Source organism: Mycobacterium sp. EPa45 (genome assembly GCF_001021385.1).
Classification (GTDB): domain Bacteria; phylum Actinomycetota; class Actinomycetes; order Mycobacteriales; family Mycobacteriaceae; genus Mycobacterium.
The window spans coordinates 5,066,385-5,092,929 of record NZ_CP011773.1; the positions used below are offsets into that span (position 1 = coordinate 5,066,385).

Annotated in this window: 25 protein-coding genes and 1 tRNA gene; 11 read left to right on the forward strand and 15 right to left on the reverse strand. The window is 66.7% G+C overall.

The window, feature by feature from the left end; all coding sequences use genetic code 11:
- Positions 1-51 precede the first annotated feature (51 nt).
- The 3 genes from treS to AB431_RS23895 all read right to left on the reverse strand — a co-directional run bounded on the left by treS (position 52) and on the right by AB431_RS23895 (position 4,233).
- Positions 52-2,313, reverse strand: a complete 2,262-nt coding sequence (gene treS, locus AB431_RS23885) for a maltose alpha-D-glucosyltransferase (RefSeq protein WP_047332022.1) — start codon at positions 2,311-2,313, stop codon at positions 52-54.
- A gap of 101 nt (positions 2,314-2,414) precedes the next feature.
- Entirely contained in the window at positions 2,415-2,840 is a 426-nt protein-coding gene (locus tag AB431_RS30170) for a DUF1214 domain-containing protein (protein ID WP_144418517.1), read from the reverse strand.
- Between the two features lie 82 nt (positions 2,841-2,922).
- Positions 2,923-4,233, reverse strand: coding sequence for a DUF1254 domain-containing protein (locus tag AB431_RS23895; protein WP_047332024.1), 1,311 nt, complete (start codon positions 4,231-4,233; stop codon positions 2,923-2,925).
- 32 nt (positions 4,234-4,265) lie between these two features.
- Here AB431_RS23895 and AB431_RS23900 point away from each other — a divergent pair, with 32 nt between their 5' ends.
- Positions 4,266-4,688 (forward strand): PPOX class F420-dependent oxidoreductase, encoded by a 423-nt coding sequence (locus tag AB431_RS23900; RefSeq protein WP_047332025.1) that lies wholly within the window; start codon positions 4,266-4,268, stop codon positions 4,686-4,688.
- 1 nt (position 4,689) lies between these two features.
- Here the strand turns inward: AB431_RS23900 and AB431_RS23905 are convergent, their stop codons facing one another.
- The 6 genes from AB431_RS23905 to AB431_RS23930 all read right to left on the reverse strand — a co-directional run bounded on the left by AB431_RS23905 (position 4,690) and on the right by AB431_RS23930 (position 9,413).
- On the reverse strand, positions 4,690-5,100 hold the full coding sequence (locus AB431_RS23905) for a DUF5313 domain-containing protein (RefSeq protein WP_369803089.1): 411 nt from the start codon (positions 5,098-5,100) through the stop codon (positions 4,690-4,692).
- Between the two features lie 87 nt (positions 5,101-5,187).
- Positions 5,188-5,260: transfer RNA gene (locus tag AB431_RS23910), tRNA-Ala, on the reverse strand.
- Positions 5,261-5,311: 51 nt separating this feature from the next.
- Positions 5,312-6,373 carry a gephyrin-like molybdotransferase receptor GlpR gene (glpR, locus tag AB431_RS23915; RefSeq protein ID WP_047332027.1) on the reverse strand — a complete coding sequence of 354 codons (1,062 nt, stop codon included), beginning with the start codon at positions 6,371-6,373 and terminating at the stop codon, positions 5,312-5,314.
- 144 nt (positions 6,374-6,517) lie between these two features.
- Complete coding sequence (locus AB431_RS23920; protein WP_047332028.1) at positions 6,518-7,171, reverse strand: GNAT family N-acetyltransferase; 654 nt, start codon at positions 7,169-7,171, stop codon at positions 6,518-6,520.
- Positions 7,172-7,185: 14 nt separating this feature from the next.
- Positions 7,186-8,442, reverse strand: coding sequence for a gephyrin-like molybdotransferase Glp (gene glp, locus AB431_RS23925; protein ID WP_047332029.1), 1,257 nt, complete (start codon positions 8,440-8,442; stop codon positions 7,186-7,188).
- A 50-nt stretch (positions 8,443-8,492) separates the two neighbouring features.
- Positions 8,493-9,413, reverse strand: a complete 921-nt coding sequence (locus AB431_RS23930) for a UTP--glucose-1-phosphate uridylyltransferase (RefSeq protein ID WP_047332030.1) — start codon at positions 9,411-9,413, stop codon at positions 8,493-8,495.
- Between the two features lie 63 nt (positions 9,414-9,476).
- Between AB431_RS23930 and AB431_RS23935 the strand changes: the two genes are divergently transcribed.
- From AB431_RS23935 to mscL, 4 genes are all read left to right on the forward strand, one after another.
- On the forward strand, positions 9,477-10,079 hold the full coding sequence (locus AB431_RS23935) for a 5-formyltetrahydrofolate cyclo-ligase (protein ID WP_235435964.1): 603 nt from the start codon (positions 9,477-9,479) through the stop codon (positions 10,077-10,079).
- Positions 10,080-10,250: 171 nt separating this feature from the next.
- Positions 10,251-10,577, forward strand: coding sequence for an FmdB family zinc ribbon protein (locus AB431_RS23940; RefSeq protein WP_047332031.1), 327 nt, complete (start codon positions 10,251-10,253; stop codon positions 10,575-10,577).
- A gap of 153 nt (positions 10,578-10,730) precedes the next feature.
- Complete coding sequence (locus AB431_RS23945) at positions 10,731-11,384, forward strand: SAF domain-containing protein (RefSeq protein WP_047332032.1); 654 nt, start codon at positions 10,731-10,733, stop codon at positions 11,382-11,384.
- A gap of 107 nt (positions 11,385-11,491) precedes the next feature.
- On the forward strand, positions 11,492-11,947 hold the full coding sequence (gene mscL / locus AB431_RS23950; RefSeq protein ID WP_047332033.1) for a large-conductance mechanosensitive channel protein MscL: 456 nt from the start codon (positions 11,492-11,494) through the stop codon (positions 11,945-11,947).
- Positions 11,948-12,020: 73 nt separating this feature from the next.
- Here the strand turns inward: mscL and AB431_RS23955 are convergent, their stop codons facing one another.
- The 6 genes from AB431_RS23955 to rpmF form a co-directional block, all read right to left on the reverse strand.
- A complete protein-coding gene (locus AB431_RS23955) occupies positions 12,021-12,659 on the reverse strand; it encodes an MspA family porin (protein ID WP_047332034.1) in 639 nt (212 codons plus the stop codon).
- A 679-nt stretch (positions 12,660-13,338) separates the two neighbouring features.
- Positions 13,339-13,893: a molybdenum cofactor biosynthesis protein B gene (locus AB431_RS23960; protein WP_047333755.1), complete on the reverse strand. Its 555-nt coding sequence runs from the start codon at positions 13,891-13,893 to the stop codon at positions 13,339-13,341.
- 23 nt (positions 13,894-13,916) lie between these two features.
- On the reverse strand, positions 13,917-15,365 hold the full coding sequence (locus tag AB431_RS23965; RefSeq protein ID WP_047332035.1) for a S1C family serine protease: 1,449 nt from the start codon (positions 15,363-15,365) through the stop codon (positions 13,917-13,919).
- Between the two features lie 62 nt (positions 15,366-15,427).
- Positions 15,428-16,972, reverse strand: a complete 1,545-nt coding sequence (locus AB431_RS23970; protein ID WP_047332036.1) for a HAMP domain-containing sensor histidine kinase — start codon at positions 16,970-16,972, stop codon at positions 15,428-15,430.
- Positions 16,972-17,658, reverse strand: coding sequence for a response regulator transcription factor (locus AB431_RS23975; RefSeq protein WP_036346178.1), 687 nt, complete (start codon positions 17,656-17,658; stop codon positions 16,972-16,974). The genes AB431_RS23970 and AB431_RS23975 overlap by 1 nt, the downstream gene beginning before the upstream one ends.
- Before the next feature lie 81 nt (positions 17,659-17,739).
- Positions 17,740-17,913: a 50S ribosomal protein L32 gene (gene rpmF / locus AB431_RS23980; RefSeq protein WP_005139771.1), complete on the reverse strand. Its 174-nt coding sequence runs from the start codon at positions 17,911-17,913 to the stop codon at positions 17,740-17,742.
- 245 nt (positions 17,914-18,158) lie between these two features.
- On the opposite strand from rpmF, the gene AB431_RS23985 reads away from it, so the two are divergent.
- Genes AB431_RS23985 through AB431_RS24010 form a run of 6 tightly spaced genes read left to right on the forward strand, consistent with a single transcriptional unit; the run spans position 18,159 to position 26,532 of the window.
- On the forward strand, positions 18,159-19,841 hold the full coding sequence (locus AB431_RS23985) for an acyclic terpene utilization AtuA family protein (RefSeq protein ID WP_047333756.1): 1,683 nt from the start codon (positions 18,159-18,161) through the stop codon (positions 19,839-19,841).
- Positions 19,838-20,995, forward strand: a complete 1,158-nt coding sequence (locus AB431_RS23990; protein ID WP_047332037.1) for an acyl-CoA dehydrogenase family protein — start codon at positions 19,838-19,840, stop codon at positions 20,993-20,995. The genes AB431_RS23985 and AB431_RS23990 overlap by 4 nt, the downstream gene beginning before the upstream one ends.
- Positions 20,992-22,587 (forward strand): acyl-CoA carboxylase subunit beta, encoded by a 1,596-nt coding sequence (locus AB431_RS23995; protein ID WP_047332038.1) that lies wholly within the window; start codon positions 20,992-20,994, stop codon positions 22,585-22,587. Before AB431_RS23990 ends, AB431_RS23995 begins: the two co-directional genes overlap by 4 nt.
- Positions 22,588-22,595: 8 nt before the next feature.
- Complete coding sequence (locus AB431_RS24000) at positions 22,596-24,599, forward strand: biotin carboxylase N-terminal domain-containing protein (RefSeq protein WP_047332039.1); 2,004 nt, start codon at positions 22,596-22,598, stop codon at positions 24,597-24,599.
- Complete coding sequence (locus tag AB431_RS24005; protein WP_047332040.1) at positions 24,599-25,765, forward strand: acyl-CoA dehydrogenase family protein; 1,167 nt, start codon at positions 24,599-24,601, stop codon at positions 25,763-25,765. The genes AB431_RS24000 and AB431_RS24005 overlap by 1 nt, the downstream gene beginning before the upstream one ends.
- Entirely contained in the window at positions 25,765-26,532 is a 768-nt protein-coding gene (locus tag AB431_RS24010) for an enoyl-CoA hydratase family protein (RefSeq protein ID WP_047332041.1), read from the forward strand. Before AB431_RS24005 ends, AB431_RS24010 begins: the two co-directional genes overlap by 1 nt.
- Positions 26,533-26,545 lie beyond the last annotated feature (13 nt).

The following is a 26,545-nucleotide window of genomic DNA, read 5'->3' on the forward strand; positions in this document are numbered from 1 at the left end:
CGCGGCGGCCGTCTCTCCCGGGGCGGCCGCCGCCTCATGCCCGAACGATGTTCAGTCCGAGGTTAATTCGTCGGTCGGCTGCAGCTCGACCAACAGCGACATGCCATGCAGCGGGATCATCTCGACCGCGAAGCTGTGCAGGTCGTCGACGACCGCAATCTGCGCTCCGGTGAACATGTCCCGCACGGTCGAACCCGGCGGGAGGGTCTTGGAGCGGACGGTCCCGGCGATGTCTTCGTTGGCGAAGTTCAACACGGTCAGTTGATACTGCGCGGGGTCATCGAGTTGGTGCACCATGACCAGCATGCCGCGATGAGAGACCTCAGGGATGTCGATCTGCCGACTCGTGGCGATCCCGTAGTGCGCCCGAACCCGCAAGATCGCCTGCAACTGCCGCAGAAAGCTGGTGTCGTCATCGAGCTGCTCCGGGATAGAGCCGTAAAGGCTTCTCCCACGCGGCATTCCAGCATTCGACTTCGTCGCGTGGGGGTTCACACCCATCAGGTCATGGGCGGCGCGGTGAATCCAGCGGGTGTCTCCGCCGTGCATCAGGTCGGCGACGTCGGCTGCCGGCAGGGTGAGCATCCCGCACAGGTCCCAGCCGGACAGCGCGAACACACCCGGCTGCAGGGCGTTGAACATCGCCAACAGCAGGTGCGCACGGCGGATGCGGTCGATGTCGTCGATATCGTCCAGATCGCGATACCCCAACGTCGCAGCGATCACTGTCGCTGTGGTGCAAGCGATTCCGTTCGTTGTGAAGACCCGGTTGTACGGCGCCGCCGGTCCCGTGAGTGCCTCGGTGAGGTCGCGGCGGACCCGTTCACCGAGGGCTTCGCCGGTGATCTCGTGCCCCTTGTAGGTGTAGATGTCGTCCTTGTGGCCGTTCGACCAGTGCACGAGTTCGTAGGTCAGCTCGTCGTGGTTCTGCAGCGCGTGCACCAGCGATGCCGGATCAACACCGAGTTCGATGGCCGTACGCAGCGTCAGCCGGAGGAACTCGGTGTCAGCGGTCGCCAGCGCGTGGTGGTAGGCGGGACGGTTGACGAAGTCGTAGGACAGATCGGCGCCGGTACCGCTGGTCTCCTTGATGTCGTCGATCGTCAAGTTGAGTTCCTGGAAGGTGAAACCACCCAGCTTGCGCACCATACTTCCGATGAACTGGTTGGCCGCCTGCGACAGCGGATGACCCTCCGACCAACCGACACCGTCGTCGCCGGAGGTCTTCTCCGCACCGAGAAATCCGTTGGCGTCCAAGCGCAACCCACCAGAACCGAGGTCGGTCAACGAATGCAGCGCGTCGCCGATCACCAGTCGCATGCCGGCGAATGACGGATCGAGCCAGTTGATCGAGGGTTGCCCTTCCTTGAAGTAGTGCAAGTACACCCACCGCCGCTCGACACCGTCGATGCCGACGACAGGACGAGTCACGCTCCAGTTGGTTTCTTTGATGCCCTCGGCATAGAAGATCACCCGCTGCAGCCGTCCGATGATGTAGCCGGCCTTGTCGAGCCACTCCTCCGTGGCGGCGTCGACGTTCACCGAGTCACGGCCGTGGGGCACGTCGGGCAGATGCTCCCAGTCGAGGGGATCGATGTCGATCATGTGGTAGATACCGGGGTAGTCGGCGTACTTCATCTCCGCCAACCGGAAGTCGGCGCCCTTGCCGGTGTGGCCGGGCACGATGTCGTCGAGGATCGTGCCGCCGTACCAGTTCGCCGTGCCGCACATCTGACGGAATTCGTCCTCGGTGCCGAACGCCGGGTCGATCTGGGTGCTGATGCGGTCGAAGTGGCCGTCGACGCTGGGCGTGAGCTGCCAGCCCGCGATGCCGCCCGCGCGCTTGACAGGCCCGGTGTGAATGCCCTCGATGCCGATTTCGGCGAACGCTTTCCACATCGCCTCGTCGGCCATGGCCTTGAGAAACGACTCGTCGGGACGGGTGATGAGGGAAAGCGGATACGCGGTGAACCAAACCGATGCGGCGTCTACGGCACTGCGCGGACTGGGCGTGGCGTACGGGTTCTGCCACATCGAGCCCTGACCGGAGAACTGCTGGCTGATCTCGTTGGCATCGGCCAGCATGGATTGTGACAGAAGCCACGATACGTAAGCCTGGTTGTCCGCTGTCGGCGATCCGTCCTGGGCAATCGACCTGCGCACAAACGGATTTCGCACCCGCGGACGGAACCGCAGCGTCCGGGGTCGGGCGGGGTGCAGGTGCTCGTCGTATGTGATCTCGGCGGGCGTGTTGCCGAGTTCACCCTCGTCGGGCGGTCCATCGTCGGGTGTGGACTCCACCGTCTGCGACATGAGACTCCTGACCTTGTCTTGCCTTCACCTTGCCTGCCAAACCCGACGACGCGCCACTCGAGTATTGCCACTGGCGGTGCGGGTCGAAACGCTGCGTCAGTTCACGCGTCGCGCTTCGGGGAAGCCCACTGGCCACGCAGGATCACCTCGCGCGGCCGAGAAAGCCTGACCAGGTAGTTCCATCCGGGCGTTATCGGCAGGTGGTTGGGGGCGCTCGCATCACCACCGAAATCGATGCTGACCTTGTCGTCGGCAGATTGAGTGGCGGTGATGTTGTTGACCGAATACGCATTCTGCGGATTCGGTGTGAAATATCCGTCACTGTCATAAACCGTGACCGACCAGAACCCGTCGACGGGAACGTCAGCGAGGGTGAGCCGATAGTGGACACGGCCGTCGTTGTCCGGTGGGACGACATTGAGGTAAAGGGCGTCCCGTTCCGGGAGTAGAGCGTGTCCCGGTTCTGCCGGATGACCCGGCGCGTTTCGGGCGGTGTCAACGCGCGGTCGTGGTGGAAGGTGCCGAATCCGCCCTCGGCCACCGCGTGTCCGAAATACCGATCGGGCTCGGCACGGATGAAGTTGTCCGGGTTGACCAGCCTCGGGCTCATCACGGTGGCCAGGGTTCGATGTCCACGAGTTGCCAGCTCTTGTCGAAAAGGCGTTCGGTGGGGCCGTAAAACCGGAAAAGAACTTCGAAGTCCCCGGCCGCGTCGGTCGGGATCCAGTTCTCCTGCCCGCCGTCGGGCGGGTTCGGTCCGAAATAGAGATCAATTGATCCGTCGGTATTTGGTTGCAGACCAACGGAATTGGAGGCGCGGCTGGCCCGGGCCATGCCGCGGATCAGGCCGTGGGTGTTTCGGTCGTATGCGGTGGCCGACCAGTACAGCCGCACCGGCGCCTCGGGCGGCACCCGGAGCCGGTATGACCGTGCCCCGTTCAGCTGTACGCCGTCGGCGTCGGTGACCGTCATGAGATAGAACTGTCCGCCGCCAAGGTTCTTGGCGCTGAAGAAGCCAAAACTGTAGAGCACAGCGCGATCGTCGACCGGGTAGGCGTCGGGGTCCGCGTAGAGCGTCTGCTGGCCGTGGATGGCGGCCGGCGACGCGGGAACCGCCCAGGCGGTCCCCGGAAAGAAGGGTGGATCGAACGATGACGCGTATCTCGCGTCGAGGAATGCGTGGGCATCTCGGGCGGCTGCCGTCAGCAGCTCGACAGTTGAGTCGTCCGGCTCGAACGGTTGGCCACGCCGCATCCCGAGGGTTTCCAACTGGTGGATCATCGCCTTGTCCCGGACCAGCCATGGTTCGGCCTGGATGAACGCGTTCAACGACTCGAAGAACCGGGCGTCATAGGGAATGAGGCAGTCGAAGTCGACGCCGGCGGCGTCGCGGAAGACCGTCGGCGGCGGGTCGTCGACGAGGGGGTACAGCGCGATTCGGCGGCCGTACGCCACTGCCCTGGCCACGTCGGCTTCGCTGCTGCTGGCCACATTCGACCGGCACAGCCCGTAACCGCGATACGTGTCGCAGTGCAACGCGATGTACCCGGGAGGCACCGGGCCGGCATGGTCCGGCGGAAGGATCAGGTAGCGGCCGCCGTCTCCCCGGTCAGTGCCCGCCGGACCGACGTCGGCCAGCGCGCACTGCCAGGAATCCATCAACGAGCCGGTGATCGATCCGTCGCCGGACGGGGGGATCTCGATGACGACCGGTCCGTCGGTGGTGTCGAAGAACGGCATGTAGTAGGTCGTGTCGGGGTTCGGGGTGAGGGTCTGGTTGCGCCAGTCCGGCAACGTCGACCAGTAGAGGATCTGATTGAACCCGCCGTCGAGGGTGTCGGCGAACGCGGAGTACATGCGCTGGAAGTTGACGGCGGGCATCCCCCAGATCACCGCCTCGGCCGCGCGTGACGACAGCATGGTTTTATCCTGCCCGGTCTAGCCTCGACGGTATGGACGATCTGTCGGACGATGTGACCGCGTTCCTCTCCCAGGGGACTCGGACGGCCAAACTGGCCTACGTGGCTGCGGACGGCAGGCCGCTCGTCGCGCCGGTGTGGTTCATCGTCGACGGCGGCCAGCTCGTGTTCAACACCGGCAAGGACACCGCGAAAGGCCGTGCGCTGAGCCGCGACCCGCGGCTGGCGATCTGCGTCGACGATCAGGATCCGCCGTTTTCGTTCGTCCAGGTTCAGGGCATCGCGTCACTCGGTGAGGACCCCGATGAACTTCGCGACACCGCGACCCGGATCGCGGCCCGCTACATGGGGGCCGATCGCGCCGAAGAGTTCGGTCGGCGCAATGGCGTGCCGGGCGAACTCGTCGTGCGGGTGACACCGACGAAAGTGATCAAAGCGTTCAACGTCGCCGATTGATCTAGAAGAACGGGTTGCTGTTCTTCTGCTTCTCGGCATCGGCGGGACGTGGCCCGAACCGTGCGATGTAGTCCTGCTCGAGTCTGGCGTTCTTCTGGCGCTTGACCACGTCGACGAGATTCGGGTCAAGTCCGTGCACAGCGAGCCGATGACGTCGCCAAACTTTGTTCAGCGCAAGTGAAATCGCCAGCGTCCACAGATAAATCGGCACCGTCATCTCGGCATGCACGTACACCGGGTTCTGTTCAACCGGCAGCAGCCAGAACGGCGCCAGAATGAGGAACGGGGGTATCGCCGCCTTGAGCATGAACCGCCGGACAGCGCCCGGCCCCGCAAGATCGTTGGCGACCCACTCGCGCATGGAGGCGGGGAGCCGTCGGAACCCGTAGGAGTACATGACTAGCTGGACCAAATTTGGCCGGTCGGCGGACGTGGCATCCTCCTCGGGTAGCGATTTTCTCACCCGTAGACTACTCGCCGTCGCTTACGACAATTTCGGTGGAGCTAAGGGGAATCGAACCCCTGACCTTCTCGATGCGAACGAGACGCGCTACCAACTGCGCTATAGCCCCTTGGTCGCTAGCAGGCTACCAGTCCGGACCCGGCTTGCCGAAACCGGCGAGCTACTGGCCGGCCGCCCGCGGCAGGTCGAAGTGGCGCGCGAACGGGACCTCGTCGAGGTGCTCGAAGATCGGGTCCTCGTCGTCGATGTCCAGCACCGCGGCACCGGGACGCCGCAGCCGCGACGGCACGACGTCGAACTCGCGGTCCTCTTTGTTCTCGACGCCGAGGCGCGAACGCGCCATCCGCTGCTGCCGGCGCCGACGTACCTGCTCCTCGATCCTGGTCTGCCGGCGCAGGTAGGCCAGGTACAGCACGGTCACCACACCGGCGCTGCCGGTGGCCCACCACAGGTCCGAGCTGACCGTGAACGACAGCACCGCCGTGATGACCATCACCGCGGCCATCACCATCAGCATCCGCTTGCGGAAGCGGTACTTGCGCGCACTGACCGCCGCGGCCGTCGTGGACTCCGACCTCCGTGGACGATTCGCGCGCGGGGTCACGGTCGTAGCCGGTTCCTCCTCGGCCTCGAGACCCGAAGTGTCCTCGACATATTCGTATTCGTCGGCCGTGCCGTCCTGCGGCTCGTCGTCGGCGAGCGCCTGGAACTGTTCGGTGTCGTCACCCTTGGCCGGGGTTTGCGGCTCGTTTTCGGCGTCGTCGCTCTCGGCCACCGGCTCCTCGGCTACCGGCTCCTCGACCACTGGGGCCGGGGCCTCGTCGAACAGGCTCGGCTGGACATCGGCGCTGCGCGCAGTGCCGCCGACCGGCAGCGCGCCGGAGTCCTCGTCGACGACGTCGACGTCCAAGTAGTCGGGCTCGGCCTCCTCGACCGCTGCGGCCACCACGACCACCGTGCGGGTGCGAGACGGCTGCTCATCGGAGTCGAGTTCGTCGAACTCCTCCTCCGGCTGCCAGTCGGGGTCATGACGATGACCGGCGGACGGACCGCTGCGCTTGAAGCGGCGCGATTTCTCGTCTCCGTTGAGCACCCGGGTGGCGAGCGCGACGTCACTGGTGCGGCGGACGTTGTCGCGCTTGCTGATCAGCATCGGCACCAAGACGAACAACCACAACACCACGAGCGAAATCCAGAGCAATGACTGGGGGATGCTTGGCATGTGGCCTGCTCCTTTCCCGTCCAGGCTAGGTCCGTGACCTACGCAACCCGAGACGGCGCGCCGGAGTCAATTACACACTTGTAATTTGCCCTTGACAAGCACCAACAGCCACAAGTGTCACATTAGTAACAACTCAGCTCGCAATCACGCCCAGCGAGCCAACCCGCGGTGCACCAACCGTCCCGACACCGAGCCCTCGACCTCTTCCACCGTCATCCCCACCAACAGGTGATCCCGCCACTCGCCGTCGACGTCCAGGTACCGCCGCAGCAGCCCCTCTTCGCGGAAACCGACCTTGGCGAGCACCGCGCGACTTGCGGCATTCTCCGGGCGCACCGTCGCCTCCACCCGGTGCAGCCCGACCGGTCCGTAACAGTGGTCCAGGCCCAGCGCCAACGCGCCGGTGGCCACCCCCGCGCCGGTGACAGCGCTGGACACCCAGTAACCGATCCAGGCTGATCGCAGCGCCCCGTGTGTCACGTTGCCGATCGTGAGCTGACCGGCGAACTGCCCGTCGAGTTCGATCACGTAGGGCAGCATCCTGCCCTTGCGGGCCTCCGCGCGAAGACCCGAGCACACCGCCGGCCAAGACGAAACTGCGTGCCGCACAGTCCAATCCACTTCGGCCGTCGGCTCCCACGGCTCGAGGTGGCGGCGGTCGGCCAGGCGGATGCGGCTCCACATCGCCGCGTCTCGCATCCGCACCGGACGCAGCCGGATCACACCGGCGCCGACCCGCAGCGGACCGACTGAAGCAGGCCAGCCCGGGTGCAGGGAACTGTTACGCCACAAGTTCACTTCTGATCCGCGGTTCAGCCTCGTTGGGCCAGGAAGGCGACGTCGACGAACTCGCCGGTTCGGACCTGATCGACCTCAGTGGGCACCACGACCAAGCAATTGGCCTCGGCCAGCGTCGCCAGGAGATGAGACGAGGCACCCGGGGCGCCGCCGAGCGCCTGCACGAGATATTCACCGGTGTCCTGGTCGCGCATCAACTGCCCCCGCAGGAATCCCTTGCGGCCGGGCACCGACGAAATCGGCGACAGCGCACGGGCCTGCACGACACGCCGTAGCGACTGTCGCTTGCCCAGCGACAGCCGGATAAGTGGGCGAACCATGACCTCGAAGACCACCAGAGCGCTGACCGGATTGGCCGGCAGCAGGAACGTCGGAACCCCTTCGCGGCCGAGCTGCCCGAAGCCCTGAACCGATCCGGGATGCATGGCGATCCGGGTGACTTCCATATCGCCGAGCTTGGATAGCACCGCGCGCACATTCTCGGCCGCGGCGCCGCCGACCGCACCGGCGATCACCACCAACTCCGCCCGGTTCAGCTGGCCCTCGACGACCTCGCGCAGTGCTTTCGGATCGGCACTGACGATGCCCAGCCGGTTCACCTCGGCGCCCGCGTCCCGCGCCGCCGCGGCAATCGCATAGGAGTTGACGTCATAGACCTGGCCGTTGCCGGGGGTTCGGGCGATGTCGACCAGCTCGCCGCCCACGCTCATCACGGTCACCCGGGGACGCGGGTGAACCAGCACGCGTTCGCGGCCCACCGCGGCCAGCAGTCCGACCTGCGCGGCGCCGATGATCGCGCCGGCGCGCACGGCGACGTCACCGGGCTGGACGTCGTCGCCGGCCCGGCGGACGTAGGCGCCCGACCGAACACCGCGTAGCACCCGCACCCGCGCCTGACCGCCGTCGGTCCAGCGCAGCGGCAGCACGGCGTCGGCCAGTGTCGGCATCGGCGCACCCGTCTGCACCCGGGCGGCTTGTTTGGGCTGCAGCCGGCTCGGGGTGCGCGCACCTGCTTCGATGACGCTCATCACCGGCAGACTGATCTGCCCCTCACCCTGTTCGTCGTCGGGATCGGCGCCGATGCCCTGGACATCCACGCTGCGCACCGCGTAGCCGTCGATGGCCGCCTGGTCGAAACCAGGCAGTGGTTGTTCGGTGATCACTTCCTCGGCGCACATCAGGCCCTGGGCCTCGGCGATCGGCACTCGTACCGGTCGTGGTGCCACTGCGGCGGCCGCCACCCTGGCCTGCTGTTCCTCTACCGAACGCACCGCGCGCCTTTCTGCCTCGAGCTCCTCCTGGCGCGGGCCCGCCGCAGCTCCTACTGTTCGGTCTTTTCGGCCAGGCCTAAGCGCGCCGTCAACCATCGCCGCAAATCCGGGCCATAGTCGTCACGATCCAATGCAAAGTCAACCGCAGCCTTCAGGTAGCCGCCGGGATTTCCCAAGTCGTGTCGAGAGCCGCGGTGCACCACAACATGTACCGGATGCCCTTCCTTGATCAGCAACTCGATGGCGTCGGTCAGCTGGATCTCGCCGCCGACTCCGCGGTCGACACGGCGCAACGCGTCGAAGATCGCGCGGTCCAACAGATAGCGACCGGCCGCGGCAAAGCGTGACGGGGCGTCCTCCAGCTTGGGTTTCTCCACCATGCCGTTGACCTTGAGCACGTTCGGGTTTGCCGCGTCCGGGACCGGCTCGACGTCGAAAACGCCATAGGAGCTGACCTCGTCGTCGGAGACCTCGATGGCGCACAACACCGTGCCGCCGCGCTTGGCGCGCACCTTGGCCATCGTCTCCAGCACACCGGTCGGCAACACCAGGTCATCGGGCAGCAGCACCGAGACGGCGTCCTCATCCGGGGACAGCACCGCCTCGACGCACCCGACGGCATGCCCGAGCCCCAGCGGCTCGTGCTGCACCACCGACTCGACCTTGATCAGGGCCGGAGCCCGGCGCACCTTCTCGAGCATCGCCTTCTTGCCGCGGGCCTCCAGCGTCCCCTCGAGCACCAGGTCCTCCACGAAGTGGGCTACCACGCTGTCCTTGCCCTCGGACGTGACGATCACCAGCCGCTCGGCGCCCGCCTCGGCTGCCTCCTCGGCCACCAGCTCGATACCCGGTGTGTCGACGACCGGCAGCAGTTCCTTGGGCACCGTCTTGGTCACGGGCAGGAATCGCGTCCCCAGCCCCGCTGCGGGCACGATCGCTGTGCGCGGAATCGGGACCTCTGGCGGCCTCATCGTTCACACCCTAACGGCAACATGTTGGTCCTTCACTCTGGTGGAAGAGCGCTGTGCGCTGACATGGTGGACGGCGTGCTCGCCGGTACTAAAGCCCAACACCGGGCCGCTCTGTTGGCGGCGCGCCGGGAAGTGCCCGATGCGGTTCGGGCGGCCGAGGCCCTGGCATTGTGCGAGCACCTGGAGGAGTTCGTGAGCCCGGCGGACACGGTGTGCGCCTATCTGCCGGTGGGCACCGAGCCGGGTTCGCCGCAGCTGGTGGATCGGTTGCGTGAGCTGTGCGCCCGGGTCCTGTTGCCGGTGACCCGGTCCGACGACGACGGCGATCCGCTGCCGCTGCTTTGGGGTCTGTACGTGCCCGGCGGTCTGGTCAGCGCCCGATTCGGGCTGCTCGAGCCCGCCGAGCCATATTTGCCGGCCGCCGCGCTGGGTGAAGCAGAGCTTGTGCTGGTGCCGGCGCTGGCGGTGGACCGTCGAGGCGTGCGACTGGGCCGCGGCGGTGGTTTCTACGACCGATCGTTGCCGCTGTGCCGACCCACCACCAAACTGATCGCCGTCGTCCGCGACTCCGAACTCGTCGACGAGCTGCCCAGCGAGTCTCATGATGTTCGGATGACCCATGTCCTCACCCCCAAACACGGTCTGTTTGCGCTGGCCAACACCTAGTGAGGCCATCGGCCTACCATGCACCCCCACCTGCCCCCCTCGAAGGATTTTTTCCCATTTCGTCGTGCTGATCCCCCGGCGCGGCTTGGGGGAATGATACGTGCCACATGGCGGTTCTAGCACTTGGCACGGTAGAGTGCTAACAGACCAAGTTCCGTCCCGGAGGTTCATGTGCCGACCTACAGCTACGCGTGCACCGAGTGCGACAACCGCTTTGACGCGGTGCAGGCCTTCACTGATGACGCGCTGACCAGCTGCCCCCAGTGCTCCGGTCGGCTGCGCAAGCTGTTCAACTCGGTGGGCGTGGTGTTCAAGGGCAGCGGTTTCTACCGCACCGACAGCCGCGACTCGGGCAAGACCAGCAGCAAGTCCGAGTCGTCCTCGTCGTCGAGTTCGGAGAAGTCGTCGAGCTCCAGCGATTCGGCGAGCTCGTCGAGTTCATCCAGCTCGTCGAGTTCGTCGAGTTCCGCCGCGCCCGCGGCCGCAGCTTCCAGCTAGCGCGCCAGCCTTACTGGCGCGCAAGGCTTTTCACCGATATAGCAGCCGCCGGGCAGGCATCGGCCTTCTCGGCCTGCACGGGGTTGCGCAGTTATCAACAGCGCGGTCTGCGCACGGAAATCACGATGCCTGCCGCCGCTCTACCGTGGGCGCATGGCCTCCTCGCTCAATCCCACGCTGCCGAGCCGGATTCGGCAATGGTTGCGGCCTGACTTCACCCGGACGGTTGCGGCACGACGAGTCGCTGCCGGTGTTCTGGTCGTTCTCGCCGGCATCGCCGCGCTGCGGCCCGACCCCGACACCCATCGGACGGACGTGGTGGTCGCAGCCCACGACCTCAGCCCGGGGCTGGCCCTCTCATCCGACGACGTGAAGCTGGAAAAGCGTTCTGCCGCAACAATTCCCGATGGGGCGCGGACGACGGTCGACGATGTTGCCGGAGCCACCCTGGCCGGGCCGGCGCGCCGGGGCGAAGTACTGACCGACGCGAGGTTGCTCGGTTCGCGGTTGACCGGGCTCAGCGCCGGGCCGGATGCCCGGGTGGTGCCGCTGCACCTCGCCGACACTGCGGTGCTCGACGTCATTCGTCCCGGCGATGTCGTCGACATCATGGGTGCCGCGGACGGGGGTGGCGACGCCAGACCGATGCTGGCGGCAACGAATGCCGTGGTCGTGATGGTGTCGCCCAAGCAGAAGGCGGCCGGGGCCGGCGATGACCGGGTGGTGTTGGTGGCGCTGCCGGCCGCGGGCGCGCACGCCTTGGCCGCGGCGACGCTGGTTCAGACCGTCACTCTGACGATCCACTGACCTATCCGGCGGGCCCGGTGCCCAAGCCGACAAGTCGACGGCCGGCGTCACCAGCCCGTACTACCCTTCGAATCTCGGGGAAGACTCCAACCAGAAAGGGGACAACCGTGTTGAAAGGCTTCAAGGAGTTTCTCTCCCGCGGCAACATCGTCGACCTGTCCGTCGCGGTCGTGATCGGTACCGCGTTCACCGCGCTGGTCACCAAGTTCACCGAAAGCATCATCCAGCCGCTGATCACCCGCATCGGCGCCGGGAAGGACACCAGCTACGGCATCCTGCGCATCGGGATCGGCGGCGGGCAGGCCATCGACCTGAACGTCCTGGTGACGGCGTTGATCAATTTCGTCCTCGTGGCTGCCGTGGTGTATTTCCTGGTCGTCATGCCCTACAACCGGTTGCGCAAGAAGGGTGAGGTCGAGCAGGCGGGCGATACCGAGCTGAGCCTGCTGACCGAGATTCGAGATCTGCTGGCCGACGCCAGCGGCACGCCCAAGAAGACGCTCGGCCCGGGCACCGGCCCGAGCCCCGACACCGCCGAGACGACGAGCGCGGACAAGGACTGAACGCCAGCACCGCAACACAACAAAATGGCCCCCGGCTCGATGCCGGGGGCCATTTTGTCGACGTGCGTAGGGATCAGTTCATGTTCCAGGGTTCGCCGTAGGTGGTGACGCTGTCGCCGGCCTTGGAGATCAGGCGGGCGAAGGGCCGCAGCAGCACGCCGCCGGCCGCGCCGGTGACGGTGCCGTGGGCGTTGGCCACGGCCACCGAGCCGTTGGGGCCCGAGACGTCCACGGAGAAGGTGGCGACTTCCTGGATACCGGGGCCGTTGCCCAGGTCGGCGGAGATCGACACACCCGGGAACAGGTTCGGGGTGATCACCGAGCCCAGCGGGTTGAAGCCCGTCGGGGAGATGTTGGCGTCGTCGAGCAGGATGTTGGGGGTGGTGTAGCTGAAGTTGATGCCCACACCCAGTGACCACGGGAAGCCGACCTGGTAGCCCAGCTCCAAGGTGCCCGCGAATTGGTCGGCACCCGGGCCGACCACGCTGTAGACGGCCTTGCCGGAGTGGAACCACTCACGAGTCAGCCGGTTGCGGTCCAGGGGGAACACACCATTGAGGAAGGTGTCCCACTGCTGAACAGTCATCGTGCGGCCACCGCCGTCAACCAGACTCAGCTCGTTGTCCAAACCTGCGTGCGAGGTACCTGTCCCGACAAAGAGCGCCGCGACGGCAGCGATCATCGCCACCAGTACCCGACCGATTACCTTCATGTTCTCCCTAGCTATGTCGACGGCTGACCCGAGGGCTAACCGAGTGTGTTTTCGTGCTCGGGTCTCAACATGCTGACACCGGTCACGGCGCACAGCAGTTCAATGAGAGTCCCTCACACACCGCTCTTACGCTCTGCTCATCGTTGACACGAGGAACATAACGGGATGCCATCGGGGCGGCAACGCATAGGTGCACCTTGCGCCGAACCGGTCTTTGCGCCGGGAAGTTTGCTGGAAGGAAAGGCTCGGTTAACCGGGAACCGATTCCGCGGTGCGTAAGCGGGCGCAAACCGGACACGTCGGCCACGCCGCAGAAACCGCGCGCCTGCCGCCTGACACCGCCGGACCTGCGCATCACCACCTGCTGATCATCCACCGTGGTGCGGGGGGACGTTGTCGCGCAACCACTCATCTCGGTCATCCGCGTCGCGATTGGGTTCTGGATCGCGCTCATCGGAGGACTCCAGGGGCATATCGGAACCGAAAATCTTGTTAACTGCGATTCGGTTCTCGCGCGGCGCCGCCATCACAACGCTCCCGGATTGTGATAAAGATCACAATCTTGATATTTGCGCAGTTCACAGGGTGTTAACACAATGCCTCCGGCCCAGATGTGCGGGCCATAATTGACGTTACGCCACGGTAATAAACCGCCGTGGCCGTGCAGTGCGGAGCTTGCTTAAATCTCCAGGCTGGACAGCTGGCCGATGACATGAGTGGCCAGCGGGTTCAACGTCGCCATACCGTCGCGAACCGCGTACCGCGATCCCGCGATGTTGACGACGAGTGTGCTGCCCGAAATCCCGGCCAGCCCGCGCGACAGGCCCGCGTCGGTGATGCCGGCGGACAATCCCGAGGCGCGCAGCGCCTCGGAGATACCGAGCAGCTCACGATCGAGAATGGTTCGGGTGGCTTCCGGCGTCACGTCGCGCGGGGTGACTCCCGTGCCGCCGACCGACACCACGAGGTCGACGCCACCGATCACGGCGGTGTTGAGCGCATTGCGGATCTCGACCTCGTCGGCGGACACCACCACGACCCCGTCGACCACGAAGCCCGCTTCGGCGAGCAACTCGGTGACCAACGGCCCGCTGTGATCCTCCTCATCGCCGTGGGCCGTGCGGTCGTCGACGACTACGACGAGGGCACGCCCCACCAGCTCCCCTGGCTGTTCCATGGATGTCACCGTATATCTGACCGGTGACAGCCCGGCAGTCGCACCGGTCAGCGTCATGGGATGTTCACCCACCAACCGAATCACTGAGCGGCCTTTCCTAGCGTGACCTGCACGGTGCGGTCCGAGCCGGACGGGTCCTTGAAGGTCAGCGTCACCTTGTCACCGGGCGCCCGCGACCGCACGGCAGCGACGAGGGCGTCGGCGCTGCCGATCACCCGGTCGTCGACCTTCGTCACGACCGCGCCGCTCGGCAGGCCCGCGGCCGCCGCGGCGCCACCCTTGGTGACATCGACGATCTTCGCTCCATGCGTGGTGGTGTCATTGCTGACCTGCACACCCAGCGACGCGTGGCTGGCCGTGCCGGTGCTGATCAGCTCGTCGGCGATCCGCTTGGCCTGGTCGACCGGGATCGCGAAGCCCAGCCCGATCGAACCGCTTTGTGCATCTGGGGAATCGCCGCCCATCGTGGCAATCGCCGAATTCACCCCCACCAGCTCACCGCTCATGTTGACCAGGGCACCACCTGAGTTCCCCGGATTGATCGCGGCGTCGGTCTGAATGGCGTCGAGCACCGTGTTCTGGTTGTTGGCGTCACCGCCGGTGGCGACCGGACGGTTCAACGCGCTGACGATTCCGGTGGTGACAGTTCCTTCCAGACCCAGCGGCGAGCCGACCGCGACCACGTCCTGACCCACCCGCAGGTTGGCCGACGAGCCGAGGGAGATCGGCGTCAAGCCCGATACTCCCTGGGCGCGAACGACGGCGATGTCACTGGCCGGGTCGGTACCCACCACCGTGAAGGATGCGGTGCGGCCGTCGGCGAACGTGACCGTCGTCGTCGGGGCTCCCCCACCTGGGCCCGCGCTGGGGCCACCGGACGGTGGAGCGCCCGGGCCGCCCGGCGCGAGCGGGATCCCCGGCAAGCCGGGGATGGGCGGGGCGGCCGGTGCCGGCGCCGGAGCGCCTCCCTTGGCCGCGGCCACGACGTGGTTGTTGGTCAGGATGAGTCCGTCGGACGACAGCACGATGCCCGAGCCCTCCTCGGACTGACGGCCGAACTCGGTCTCGAGCTTGACGACGCTGGGGACCACCTTGGCCGCCACCTGCTCGACCGACCCGACCGGCAGGTTGGCCGCCGGCACCTTGGCTCCCCCGTTGGGTGACCCGCCCAGCACGGAGCCGATCGGCTGATGGTCGGGGTGGGCGAGCAGCACGACACCGCCGCCTATTCCGGCCGACACGACGGCGATCGCCAAAGCGCCCGCCATCAGCGCCCCTGCGCGCGAACTCCGGCGCGGCGGCACCGGGGCGTAGTTCAGCGCAGTCGGCGGATTCCCTTGGCGCGCAGCCTGATACGGGTCATACGGCTGACGGTAATGCTGCGGGTGCTGCTGAGTCGCGTAGCGCCAGTCGTACGGCTGCTGATAACCGGCCGTCCGCGGCGGGGGTGAATACCCCGGCGCCACAGGCTGATTCGGCCCGGGATTCCCGGGCTGCTGCGGCGGCGAATACCTCGAGTGGTCGGTCATGTCGTCGGGTAACTCTTCCTGTTCACGAGATGCTCAAACTGCTGATCACAGCTTGCCTTGCACTACTGAGAATCGACTGAGATAACACTCGGTGCGACGGCGGGTTTGCGCTGCGACGACCGTCGATCACCGTTGGTTTTGGCGATTTTGGCCGCGTTTTCGCTCTCAGCTGAATCTTCGTCATAGGCGTCGGCGGCGATGGGCAGGCCCGGTAGCAGGACGTAGAACGAGGTACCGGGCGGCTGCCCGCCGGGCATGGTTTCGCCGATGCGGATCATGCCGCCGTGTTTGACGACGACCTGTTTGACAATGGCCAGGCCGAGCCCCGATCCCGGCATGGCCCGCGCCGAAGCCGAACGATAGAACCGCTCGAATACCAGACCCCGTTCCTGCGGCGGGATTCCCGGCCCGTAGTCCGACACCACGAGTTCGGCATGGGCGGCGTCCACCTGGCGAAGCCGGACCCCGACGTGGGCACCGGAGGGACTCCACTTCGCCGCATTGTCGAGCAGGTTGACCACCGCCCGAGACAGTCCGGCCGGATCGCCGTAGACCTGCCATCCGACGACATCGACGTCGAACTGAACGTCGTTGCGGCGCCTGCGCGCCCGCTCCAGACTGCGGTCGACGATGTCGCTCAGATCGACCACCTCATGCACCAGGCCGCCGGCATCCTCTCGGGTGAGGTCGACGAGATCGCCTACCAGAGTGGACAATTCCTCGATCTGCCCGATCACGTCGGTGCGCAGGTCGTCCATCTCGCTCTCCGGCAGCCGAGGGGCGCCCGGCTTCATCGACGCCATCAGAAGCTCGACGTTCGTGCGTAGCGAGGTCAGCGGCGTGCGCAGTTCGTGCCCGGCGTCGGCGACGAGCCGGGCCTGCCGCTCACGCGATTCGGTCAGAGCCCGAAGCATCGTGTTGAACGTCTCGGTGAGCCTGGCCAGTTCGTCACTGCCGAACACCGGGATCGGCCGCAGATCGTCGGTGCGCGCGACGCGTTCGGCCGCCTCGGTAAGCCGCGCGACAGGACGCAGACCGGTCCGGGCCACCATGCCGCCGGCGATCGCCGCGACCACGACGCCGATCCCGCCTACCGCGAGCAGCACCCATTTCAGCTTGGTCATCACCGCGTTGGTGGGTGCGAGGCTCTTGGAGATCAACAGTGATCTGTTGTCGGGCAGATGCACCGCAAGCACACGCTGGTTTCCGACCGTGCGGCGAGACATCAACAACTCGCCGCTGATGACGGACTTCTCCGGCTCGCCGACCGGCAGCTTCTGGCCCTGCTGATTGGCGGTGTAGGTCGACCGGCCCGGATTGATCAACATGGCGTTGACGTCGGAATAGGCGGTGCCTTCGATGGCCTTGCCAGGATCGGCGGCCAGCGACCCGCTGGCGATCAGCAGACTCGCGCGGCTCTGCAGCTGGTTGTCGATGTCGGTGTAGAGCGCCGCCGACACCACGGCGTACACCGCGACGGCCATCAAGACCACCACCATGGCCACCATCGACATGGCAAGCAGCATCACCCGCCATCGCAGTGACAACGATGACGTCGGCTCTTCGGGCGCCCGCTCAGTCCGCGCGCGCCGCCTCAGTCGTGACATCAGGGCGGTGTCTCACGCAGCACATAGCCCACACCCCGCACGGTATGGATCAGCCGCGGCTCTCCTTCCGCTTCAGTCTTTCGGCGTAGATAGCCGACGTATACCTCCAGCGCATTGCCTGAGGTGGGGAAGTCGAAACCCCACACCTCTTCGAGAATGCGGCTACGGGTGAGCACCCGCCGCGGATTGGCGATCAGCATCTCCAGCAACGCGAACTCGGTGCGGGTCAGGCTGATGGCGCGTTTGCCGCGGTGCACCTCACGGGTCACCGGATCCAGCGTCAGATCGCCGAACGTCATCACCGCCGAATCGGATTGCTCCTCGGGGCCGGTCCGGCGTAGCAGCGCCCGCATCCGGGCCAGCAACTCTTCGAGGGCGAAGGGCTTGGGCAGGTAGTCATCGGCACCTGCGTCCAAGCCGGCGACCCGCTCGGACACCGAGTCGCGGGCCGTCAAAACCAGGATCGGAAGATCGTCGCCCGTGCTGCGGAGCTGGCGGCAGACCTCGAGTCCGTCCAGCCGAGGCATCATCACATCGAGCACGAGCGCATCGGGCCGGTCGTTGGCGATCGCGTCGAGAGCTTCCACGCCGTCCTGCGCCAGGTCTACGGAATATCCGTTGAACGAGAGAGACCGGCGCAACGACTCGCGCACAGCGCGATCATCATCAACGACAAGTATTCGCACAGCCACAGTCTCAACCCAACGCCTGAGATTGGCCTGAGAGGCACGCCGCGCGAGCAGGCAATTCGCGGCCGGCGAACGGCGTCAGCGCTTGTCGAGATCGATCAGTCCGAGGCGCGCAGCCTTGAGCAACCGGCGGGGAACCTTGTGCTGGCGACCGCCGACGGAAACGTTGACCAGACCGGTGGCCTCGGCCTTCCACTGCGCGCGCCGACTGCGGGTGTTCGCGCGCGACATTCTGCGCTTGGGCACAGCCATGACGTGCTTCTCCTTGATCAGGGGTGTCGCCGCGCAGAGACAGATAGTGCCGGCGGCCACGATTTGCATCTCAGGATAGCCGCTCACCTGCGTGGGTTCCAAAACAGCCGGGTCGGGTGAACTTGCCTCTTGACTGTGGACCGGCGGTCCCCAGTAACCTACCGGTTGGTTGGCTCGGCGGGCAGGAGCGGAGCGACCCGGGATCGAGTCCCAGTGAAGGGAAGACAGCGCACGTGGCAGAAGCGGTGCGGATCGGTAACTGTTCGGGCTTCTACGGTGACCGCATCGCGGCAATGCGCGAGATGCTCACCGGCGGCGAGCTCGACTACTTGACCGGCGATTACCTGGCCGAGCTCACCATGCTGATTCTGGGCCGGGACAAGATGAAGAATCCCGAGCGTGGCTACGCCAAGACCTTCCTGACCCAGCTGGAGGACTGCCTCGGCTTGGCCCGGGAGCGGGGCGTGCGCATCGTCGCCAACGCCGGTGGTCTCAACCCGGCCGGCCTGGCCGACGCGGTTCGCGGGTTGGCCGAGCGGCTCGGCGTCCCGGCAAACGTCGCTCACGTCGAGGGCGACGACCTTCTCCCCCGCGCGGCCGAGCTCGGCCTGGGCTCGCCGCTGACGGCGAACGCCTACCTGGGTGCGTGGGGCATCGCCGACTGCCTGCAGGCCGGCGCCGACATCGTGGTCACCGGCAGGGTCACCGACGCCTCCGTGGTGGTCGGCCCCGCCGCGGCACACTTCGGGTGGGCCCGCGACGACTACGACCGGCTCGCGGGCGCGGTGGCGGCCGGCCATGTCATCGAGTGCGGAGCGCAGGCCACCGGCGGCAACTACTCCTTCTTCACCGAGATCCCCGACCTCAGTCACGCCGGCTTCCCGCTTGCCGAGATCCACGCCGACGGCTCCTCGGTGATCACCAAACATCCTGGGACCGGTGGCCAGGTGAGCATGGGCACCGTCACCGCGCAGCTGCTCTACGAGATCGGCAGTGCCCGCTATGCAAACCCCGACGTCACCGCCCGCTTCGACACCATCGCCCTGGCCGACGACGGCGCCGACCGTGTACGGATCAGCGGTGTGCGCGGCGAGCCGCCGCCGCCGACGCTGAAGGTGTCGTTGAACAGCATCGGCGGCTTCCGCAACGCGGCGACATTCGTGCTCACCGGCCTCGACATCGAGGCCAAGGCGGCGCTGGTGCGCCGACAACTGGAGTCCGCGCTGCGCGTACGCCCCGCCGAGTTGGGGTGGACGCTGGCCCGGACTGACCACGTCGACGCCGACACCGAAGAGGCCGCCAGCGCACTGCTGACCTGTGTCGTGCGCGATCCCGATCCAAAGACGGTCGGGCGCCAGTTCTCCTCCGCCGCGGTCGAACTCGCGCTTGCGTCCTATCCCGGATTCACCTCGACAGCGCCCCCGGGCGACGGGCAGGTCTACGGTGTGTTCACCGCCGGTTACGTGCCCGCCGGTGAAGTCGCACACGTCGCCGTGCGGCCTGATGGCAGCCGCGCCGAGATCGCGCCTGCGGCAACGACGTTGGAGCTGACCGAGGTCGAAGTGCCGTCGTTGCCGGAACCACCGGCGCCAGGGCCCACCCGGCTCGTTCCACTGGGCACGATCGCCGGAGCCCGCAGCGGCGACAAGGGCGGGGCGGCCAACGTGGGTGTGTGGGTGCGCACCGAGGAGCAGTGGCGCTGGCTGGCGCACACGCTGACCGTCGACAGGCTCCGTGAACTGCTCCCGGAGACAAGGGATCTCCCGATCACCCGTCATCTGTTGCCGAACCTGCGTGCGGTGAACTTCGTCATCGACGGCATCCTCGGGCAGGGCGTCGCCTATCAAGCACGATTCGACCCACAGGCCAAAGGTCTCGGCGAGTGGCTGCGCAGCCGGCACATCGACATCCCGGAAGAGCTTCTGTGAACATCTGGAACACCCCCGAACGTCAGCAGCTGCGGAAAACGGTGCGCAGCTTTGCCGAACGCGAGATCCTGCCCCATGTCGAGGAGTGGGAGCGCGCCGGGGAGCTCCCCCGCGACCTGCACCGCCGCGCAGCAGCCGCCGGGCTGCTCGGAGCCGAATTGCCCGAGTCGGTCGGCGGCGGTGGCGGAGATGCCGCGGACTCCTTGATCATCTGTGAGGAGCTGCACGAATCCGGCACCCCCGGAGGAGTTTTCGCCTCGCTGTTCACCTGCGGTATCGCGGTCCCCCACATGGCCGCCAGCGGCGACGAACGGCTGATCGAGGCGTTCGTGCGACCTACGCTGCGCGGTGAACTCATCGGCTCGCTGGCGATCACCGAACCGGGCGGCGGCTCCGACGTCGGCCACCTACGGACGACGGCCACCCGTGCCGGTGACGAGTTCGTGGTCAACGGCGCGAAGACCTACATCACCTCGGGAGTACGCGCCGACTACGTAGTCACCGCGGTACGCACCGGCGGCGCCGACTTGCCTGGCGCGGCGGGGGTTTCGTTGCTCGTCGTCGAGAAGGGCACACCCGGCTTCGACGTGACGCGTCGCCTGGACAAAATGGGCTGGCGTTCCTCCGACACCGCCGAGCTCTCCTACTCCGAGGCCCGGGTGCCGGTCGCCAATCTTGTCGGCGACGAGAACACCGGCTTCGCCCAGATCGCGCAGGCCTTCGTCTCCGAACGTATCGGCCTTGCCGCCCAGGCCTATTCGTCGGCGCAACGCTGCCTGGACCTGACGGTGCAGTGGTGCCGGGACCGCGAGACGTTCGGCCGGCCGCTGATCTCCCGGCAGGCCGTACAGAACACCCTGGCCGAGATGGCGCGACGCATCGACGTGGCACGGGTCTATTCACGCAGTGTCGTGGAACGGCAACTATCGGGCGAGACCAATCTGATCGCCGAAGTGTGCTTCGCGAAGAACACCGCGGTGGAAGCCGGCGAATGGGTGGCGCACCAGGCCGTTCAGCTCTTCGGAGGGATGGGATACATGACCGAGTGCGAGGTCGAACGCCAATACCGGGACATGCGGATCCTGGGTATCGGCGGCGGAACCACCGAAATCCTCACCGGTCTGGCCGCCAAGGCACTTGGATACCAGGCATGACCGCGCTGAAGAGCACCCTCGACCCCACGGCACCCACGTACCTGGAGGCGGCCGAGGCGATGACCGCGAAGCTCGCCGAGATCGACGGCGAGCTGGCGAAAGCACTGTCCGGCGGCGGCCCCAAGTACGTCGACCGGCATCACGCGCGCGGCAAGCTCACCGCCCGCGAGCGCATCGAGCTACTGGTCGACCCCGATTCGCCGTTCCTGGAACTGTGCCCACTGGCCGCATACGGCAGCGACTTTCAGGTCGGCGCCAGCCTGGTGACCGGTATCGGCGTGGTGGAAGGCGTCGAATGTCTGCTGGTCGCCAACGACCCCACCGTCAAAGGCGGCACCAGTAACCCCTGGACGCTGAAGAAGATTCTGCGGGCCAACCAGGTGGCCTTCGAGAACCGGCTGCCGGTCATCTCGCTGGTGGAGTCCGGCGGTGCCGACCTGCCCACCCAGAAGGAGATCTTCATTCCGGGCGGTCAGATGTTCCGCGATCTGACCCGGCTGTCGGCGGCGGGCATTCCGACGATCGCGCTGGTGTTCGGCAACTCCACCGCCGGCGGCGCCTACATCCCGGGCATGTCCGACCACGTGGTGATGATCAAGGAACGCTCGAAGGTGTTTCTGGCCGGGCCACCGCTGGTCAAGATGGCCACCGGCGAGGAGTCCGACGACGAGTCGCTCGGCGGGGCCGAAATGCACGCCAGGGTATCGGGTTTGGGCGACTACCTCGCCGTCGACGAAGTCGATGCCATCCGGATCGGCCGGCGCATCGTGGCACGGCTGAACTGGACCAAGCAGGGGCCGGCACCGCGCCCGGTCATCCCCCCGCTCGCCGATCCCGATGAGCTGCTCGGCATCGTGTCCGCTGATCTGCGAATCCCGTTCGATCCACGCGAGGTGATCGCGCGCATCGTCGACGGCTCGGATTTCGACGAGTTCAAAGCCATGTATGGACCGTCGCTCGTGACCGGGTGGGCCACCCTGCACGGCTACCCGGTGGGCATCCTGGCCAACGCCCGCGGCGTGCTGTTCAGCGAGGAGTCGCAGAAGGCCACCCAGTTCATCCAGCTGGCCAATCGATCCAACACGCCACTGCTGTTCCTGCACAACACAACCGGCTACATGGTCGGCAAGGCGTACGAGGAAGGCGGGATGATCAAGCACGGCTCGATGATGATCAACGCGGTGTCCAACTCGCGCGTCCCGCACATCTCGCTGCTGATCGGCGCGTCCTACGGGGCAGGCCACTACGGCATGTGCGGCCGCGCCTACGATCCCCGCTTCCTGTTCGCCTGGCCCAGCGCCAAATCCGCCGTGATGGGCGGTGCCCAACTGGCCGGTGTGTTGTCCATCGTCAACCGCGCGGCCACCGAAGCCCGCGGCGGCGTCGTTGACGAGCAGGCCGACGCCGCGCTTCGGGCTGCTGTCGAAAGCCAGATCGAAGCCGAGTCGCTGCCGATGTTCCTGTCCGGCCGCATCTATGACGACGGGGTGATCGACCCCCGTGACACCCGCACCGTCTTGGGAATGTGTCTGTCCGCCATAGCCAATGCACCGATCGAGGGGACGTCGAACTTCGGCGTCTTCCGGATGTGAGTTCCCAAATGATCACTAGAGTTCTCGTTGCCAACCGTGGCGAGATCGCCCGCCGCGTGTTCGCCACCTGTCGCCGGCTCGGCATCGGCACGGTGGCGGTCTACACCGACCCGGACGCCGAGGCACCGCACGTCGCCGAGGCCGACGCCCGAGTGCGACTCGAGGGCGCTCGATCCGACGTCGCCGGCCCAGCGGCTCCGGCAGGCTACCTCGACGCAGCGCAGCTGATCGCCGCCGCGCGGGCCGCCGGCGCTGACGCGATCCACCCCGGCTACGGATTCCTCTCGGAGAACCCTGATTTCGCGAAGTCCGTCATCGATGCCGGACTGACCTGGATCGGGCCACCGGTGGCCGCCGTCGCGTCGATGGGCTCGAAGATCGAGGCGAAGAAGATGATGGCCGCCGCGGGTGTGCCGGTTCTCGACGAGCTCGACCCCACCACTGTCACCGCAGCCCAGTTGCCGGTATTGGTCAAGGCGTCGGCCGGCGGCGGCGGCCGCGGCATGCGCGTGGTGTCCGAGCTGGCCGATCTGGCCGGTCAGGTCGCCGCCGCGCAGCGCGAGGCCCAGTCGGCGTTCGGCGATCCGACGGTGTTCTGCGAGCGGTACCTGCCGACCGGCCATCACGTCGAGGTGCAGGTCCTCGCCGATCGGCACGGCACGGTCTGGGCCGTCGGCGAGCGGGAATGCTCCATCCAGCGCAGGCACCAGAAGATCATCGAAGAAGCACCCTCCCCACTGGTCGAGCGCGTTGCGGGTATGCGGGAGAGGCTGTTCGACGCCGCCCGGCTGGCGGCCGGCGCGATCGGCTACACCGGCGCGGGCACCGTGGAGTTCCTGGCCGACGAGGACGGCGAGTTCTACTTCCTGGAGATGAACACCCGCCTTCAGGTCGAGCATCCGGTTACCGAACTCACCACCGGCCTGGACCTCGTCGAGCTGCAGCTGGCGGTGGCCGACGGTGAGCGGCTCGGCGAGCAGCCCCCGGCCGCCCGCGGCCATTCGATCGAGGCCCGCATCTACGCAGAGGATCCCGCCAAGAACTGGCAACCGCAGGCCGGCCGCATCCACTTGTTCGAGGTGCCCGGCGTAGCAACCACTTTCGGCCTCATCGCCGATACCGGGATCCGACTGGACTCCGGAATCGACGGCCATGCGACGGTGTCGATCCACTACGACCCGATGCTGGCCAAGGTGATCTCGTACGCCCCCACCCGACGGCGTGCCGCCCAGGTGCTCGCCGCCGCGCTGGCCGGCACCCGGCTGCACGGCATCCGGACCAACCGCGACCTGCTCGTCAATGTCCTTCGCCACCAGAGCTTCCTGGACGGCGCCACCGACACCGCGTTCTTCGACACGCATGGCCTCGCGGATCTGGCCCGGCCGCTGGCCGATGAGCGCGTGATCCGACTCGCCGCCGTCGCCGCCGCCCTCGCTGACGCCGCACACAACCGCGCCACCGCCGCGGTGCTCGGCGAGATCCCGAGCGGCTGGCGCAATGTGGTGTCGGGACATCAGCGCAAGAGCTACACGGACACCACGAGGGATTATCACGTCGACTATCGATTCACCCGCGACGGCGTGGTGTTGCCCGACGACCCCGGCGTCGCTCTGGTGTCGGCACAGCCCGGCGAGGTGGTGCTGCGAGACCAAAACGGGGTGGCCACCACCTTCGCGGTAAGCCGTTACGGCGCCGAGGTATTCGTCGACTCTGCGCTGGGCGCAGTCGCCTTGACCGTCGTGCCCCGGTTCCCCGAGCCGGGGTCGACCGTCGAGAAGGGCTCGCTGCTGGCGCCCATGCCCGGCGCGGTGATCCGGCTCGGTGCGACGCTTGGCGACACCGTCACTCTTGGCCAGCCACTCGTGTGGCTCGAGGCGATGAAGATGGAACACACGATCACCGCGCCCGCCGACGGCGTGGTGACTCAACTCGAGGTCAGCGTCGGCCAGCAGGTCGACGTGGGAACCGTCCTGGCCCGGGTGGAGAGCCCGGACACCGGAAAAGGAGAGTAATGACCGACACCGGCTTCATCGAGAGCGCCGAACGTCAGGAGCTGCGCAAGGCGGTCGCCGCGATGGCGGCGAGTTACGGCTCCGAGTATTACCTGGCCAGGGCCCGCGCCGGTGAGCACACCGACGAATTGTGGTCGGAAGCAGCCAAACTCGGATTCGTCGGCGTCAACCTGCCCGAGGAGTACGGCGGTGGTGGCGCCGGGATGTACGAGCTGTCCCTGGTGATGGAAGAGATGGCCGCCAACGGCTGCGCGCTGCTGATGCTGGTGGTGTCGCCCGCGATCAACGGGACGATCATCAGCAAGTTCGGCACCGACGACCAGAAGAAGCGGTGGCTGCCCGGTATCGCCGACGGCTCGATCACGATGGCGTTCGCCATCACCGAACCCGACGCCGGTTCGAATTCGCACAAGATCACCACCACCGCGCGCCGAGACGGCGGCGATTGGATCCTCTCCGGGCAAAAGGTGTATATCTCCGGCGTCGACCAGGCCCAGGCGGTGCTGGTCGTCGGCCGTACCGAGGAGGAGAAAACCGGCAACCTCAAGCCGGCGCTGTTCATCGTGCCCACCGACACCCCCGGGTTCTCCTTCACCAAGATCGACATGGAGATCGTCAGCCCGGAAAGCCAGTTCCAGGTGTTCATCGACGACGTCCGGCTGCCGGCCGACGCCCTGGTCGGCTCGGAGGACGCCGCGATCGCGCAGCTGTTTGCCGGCCTGAACCCGGAACGAATCATGGGTGCGGCCAACGCGATCGGCGCCGGACGCCATGTGCTCGGCAGGGCCACCGAATACGTCAAGACCCGCCAGGTGTGGAAGACGCCGATCGGTGCACATCAGGGCATCGCGCATCCGTTGGCGCAGAACTACATCGAGATCGAGCTGGCCAAGCTGATGATGCAGAAAGCCGCCGCGCTCTACGACGCAGGCGACGACTTCGGTGCCGCCGAGGCAGCCAACATGGCAAAGTACGCCGCGGGCGAAGCGTCCACAAAAGCCGTCGACCAGGCGGTGCAGTCGCTGGGGGGCAACGGGCTCACCAAGGAGTACGGCGTTGCGTCGATGCTGACCGCCTCTCGGCTGGCACGCATCGCCCCGGTCAGCCGGGAGATGATATTGAACTTCGTTGCCCAGACATCCCTGGGCCTGCCCCGGTCGTACTGATGGACACATTGGTCACCTACACCGTCGAGGGCCACGTCGCCCGGCTGACGCTCGACTCGCCGCACAACCGCAACGCCCTGTCCACCCGGCTGGTGGAGCAGTTGCACGCCGGACTGCGGGCGGCGGCCGCCGACCCGGCGGTACGGACCGTGGTGCTGGGTCATACCGGCGGCACGTTCTGTGCCGGCGCCGACCTGAGCGAAGCATCGGACGGCGACCCGTTCGAGACCACCGCCGCGCGCGGACGCGAGATGGCCACGGTGCTACGCGCGATCGTCGAAGCGCCGGTGCCGGTGGTGGCGGCCATCGACGGTCACGTTCGCGCCGGCGGCCTGGGTCTGGTGGGGGCATGTGATATCGCGGTCGCAGGCCCGCGCAGCACGTTCGCCCTGACCGAAGCGCGCATCGGGGTGGCCCCTGCTGTCATTTCTCTGACATTGCTGCCGAAGATGACGCCGCGCGCGGCTGCCCGCTACTACCTCACGGGTGAGACGTTCACCGCACTGACGGCCGCGGAGATCGGCTTGATAACGCTGGCCGCCGACGATCTCGACACCGCGGTCGCGGGCATCGTGGCCGACCTCGGCCGTGGTTCACCGCAGGGGCTGGCGGCATCGAAATCCCTGACCACAGCCGATGTCTTGGCGCGTTTCGACCGCGATGCCGAGGGATTGGCGCAAGAGTCGGCGCGGCTGTTCGTCTCTGAGGAAGCCCGCGAAGGGATGCTCGCATTTCTGCAGAAACGCGAGCCACGCTGGCTGCGATAACACGAATGTGAGA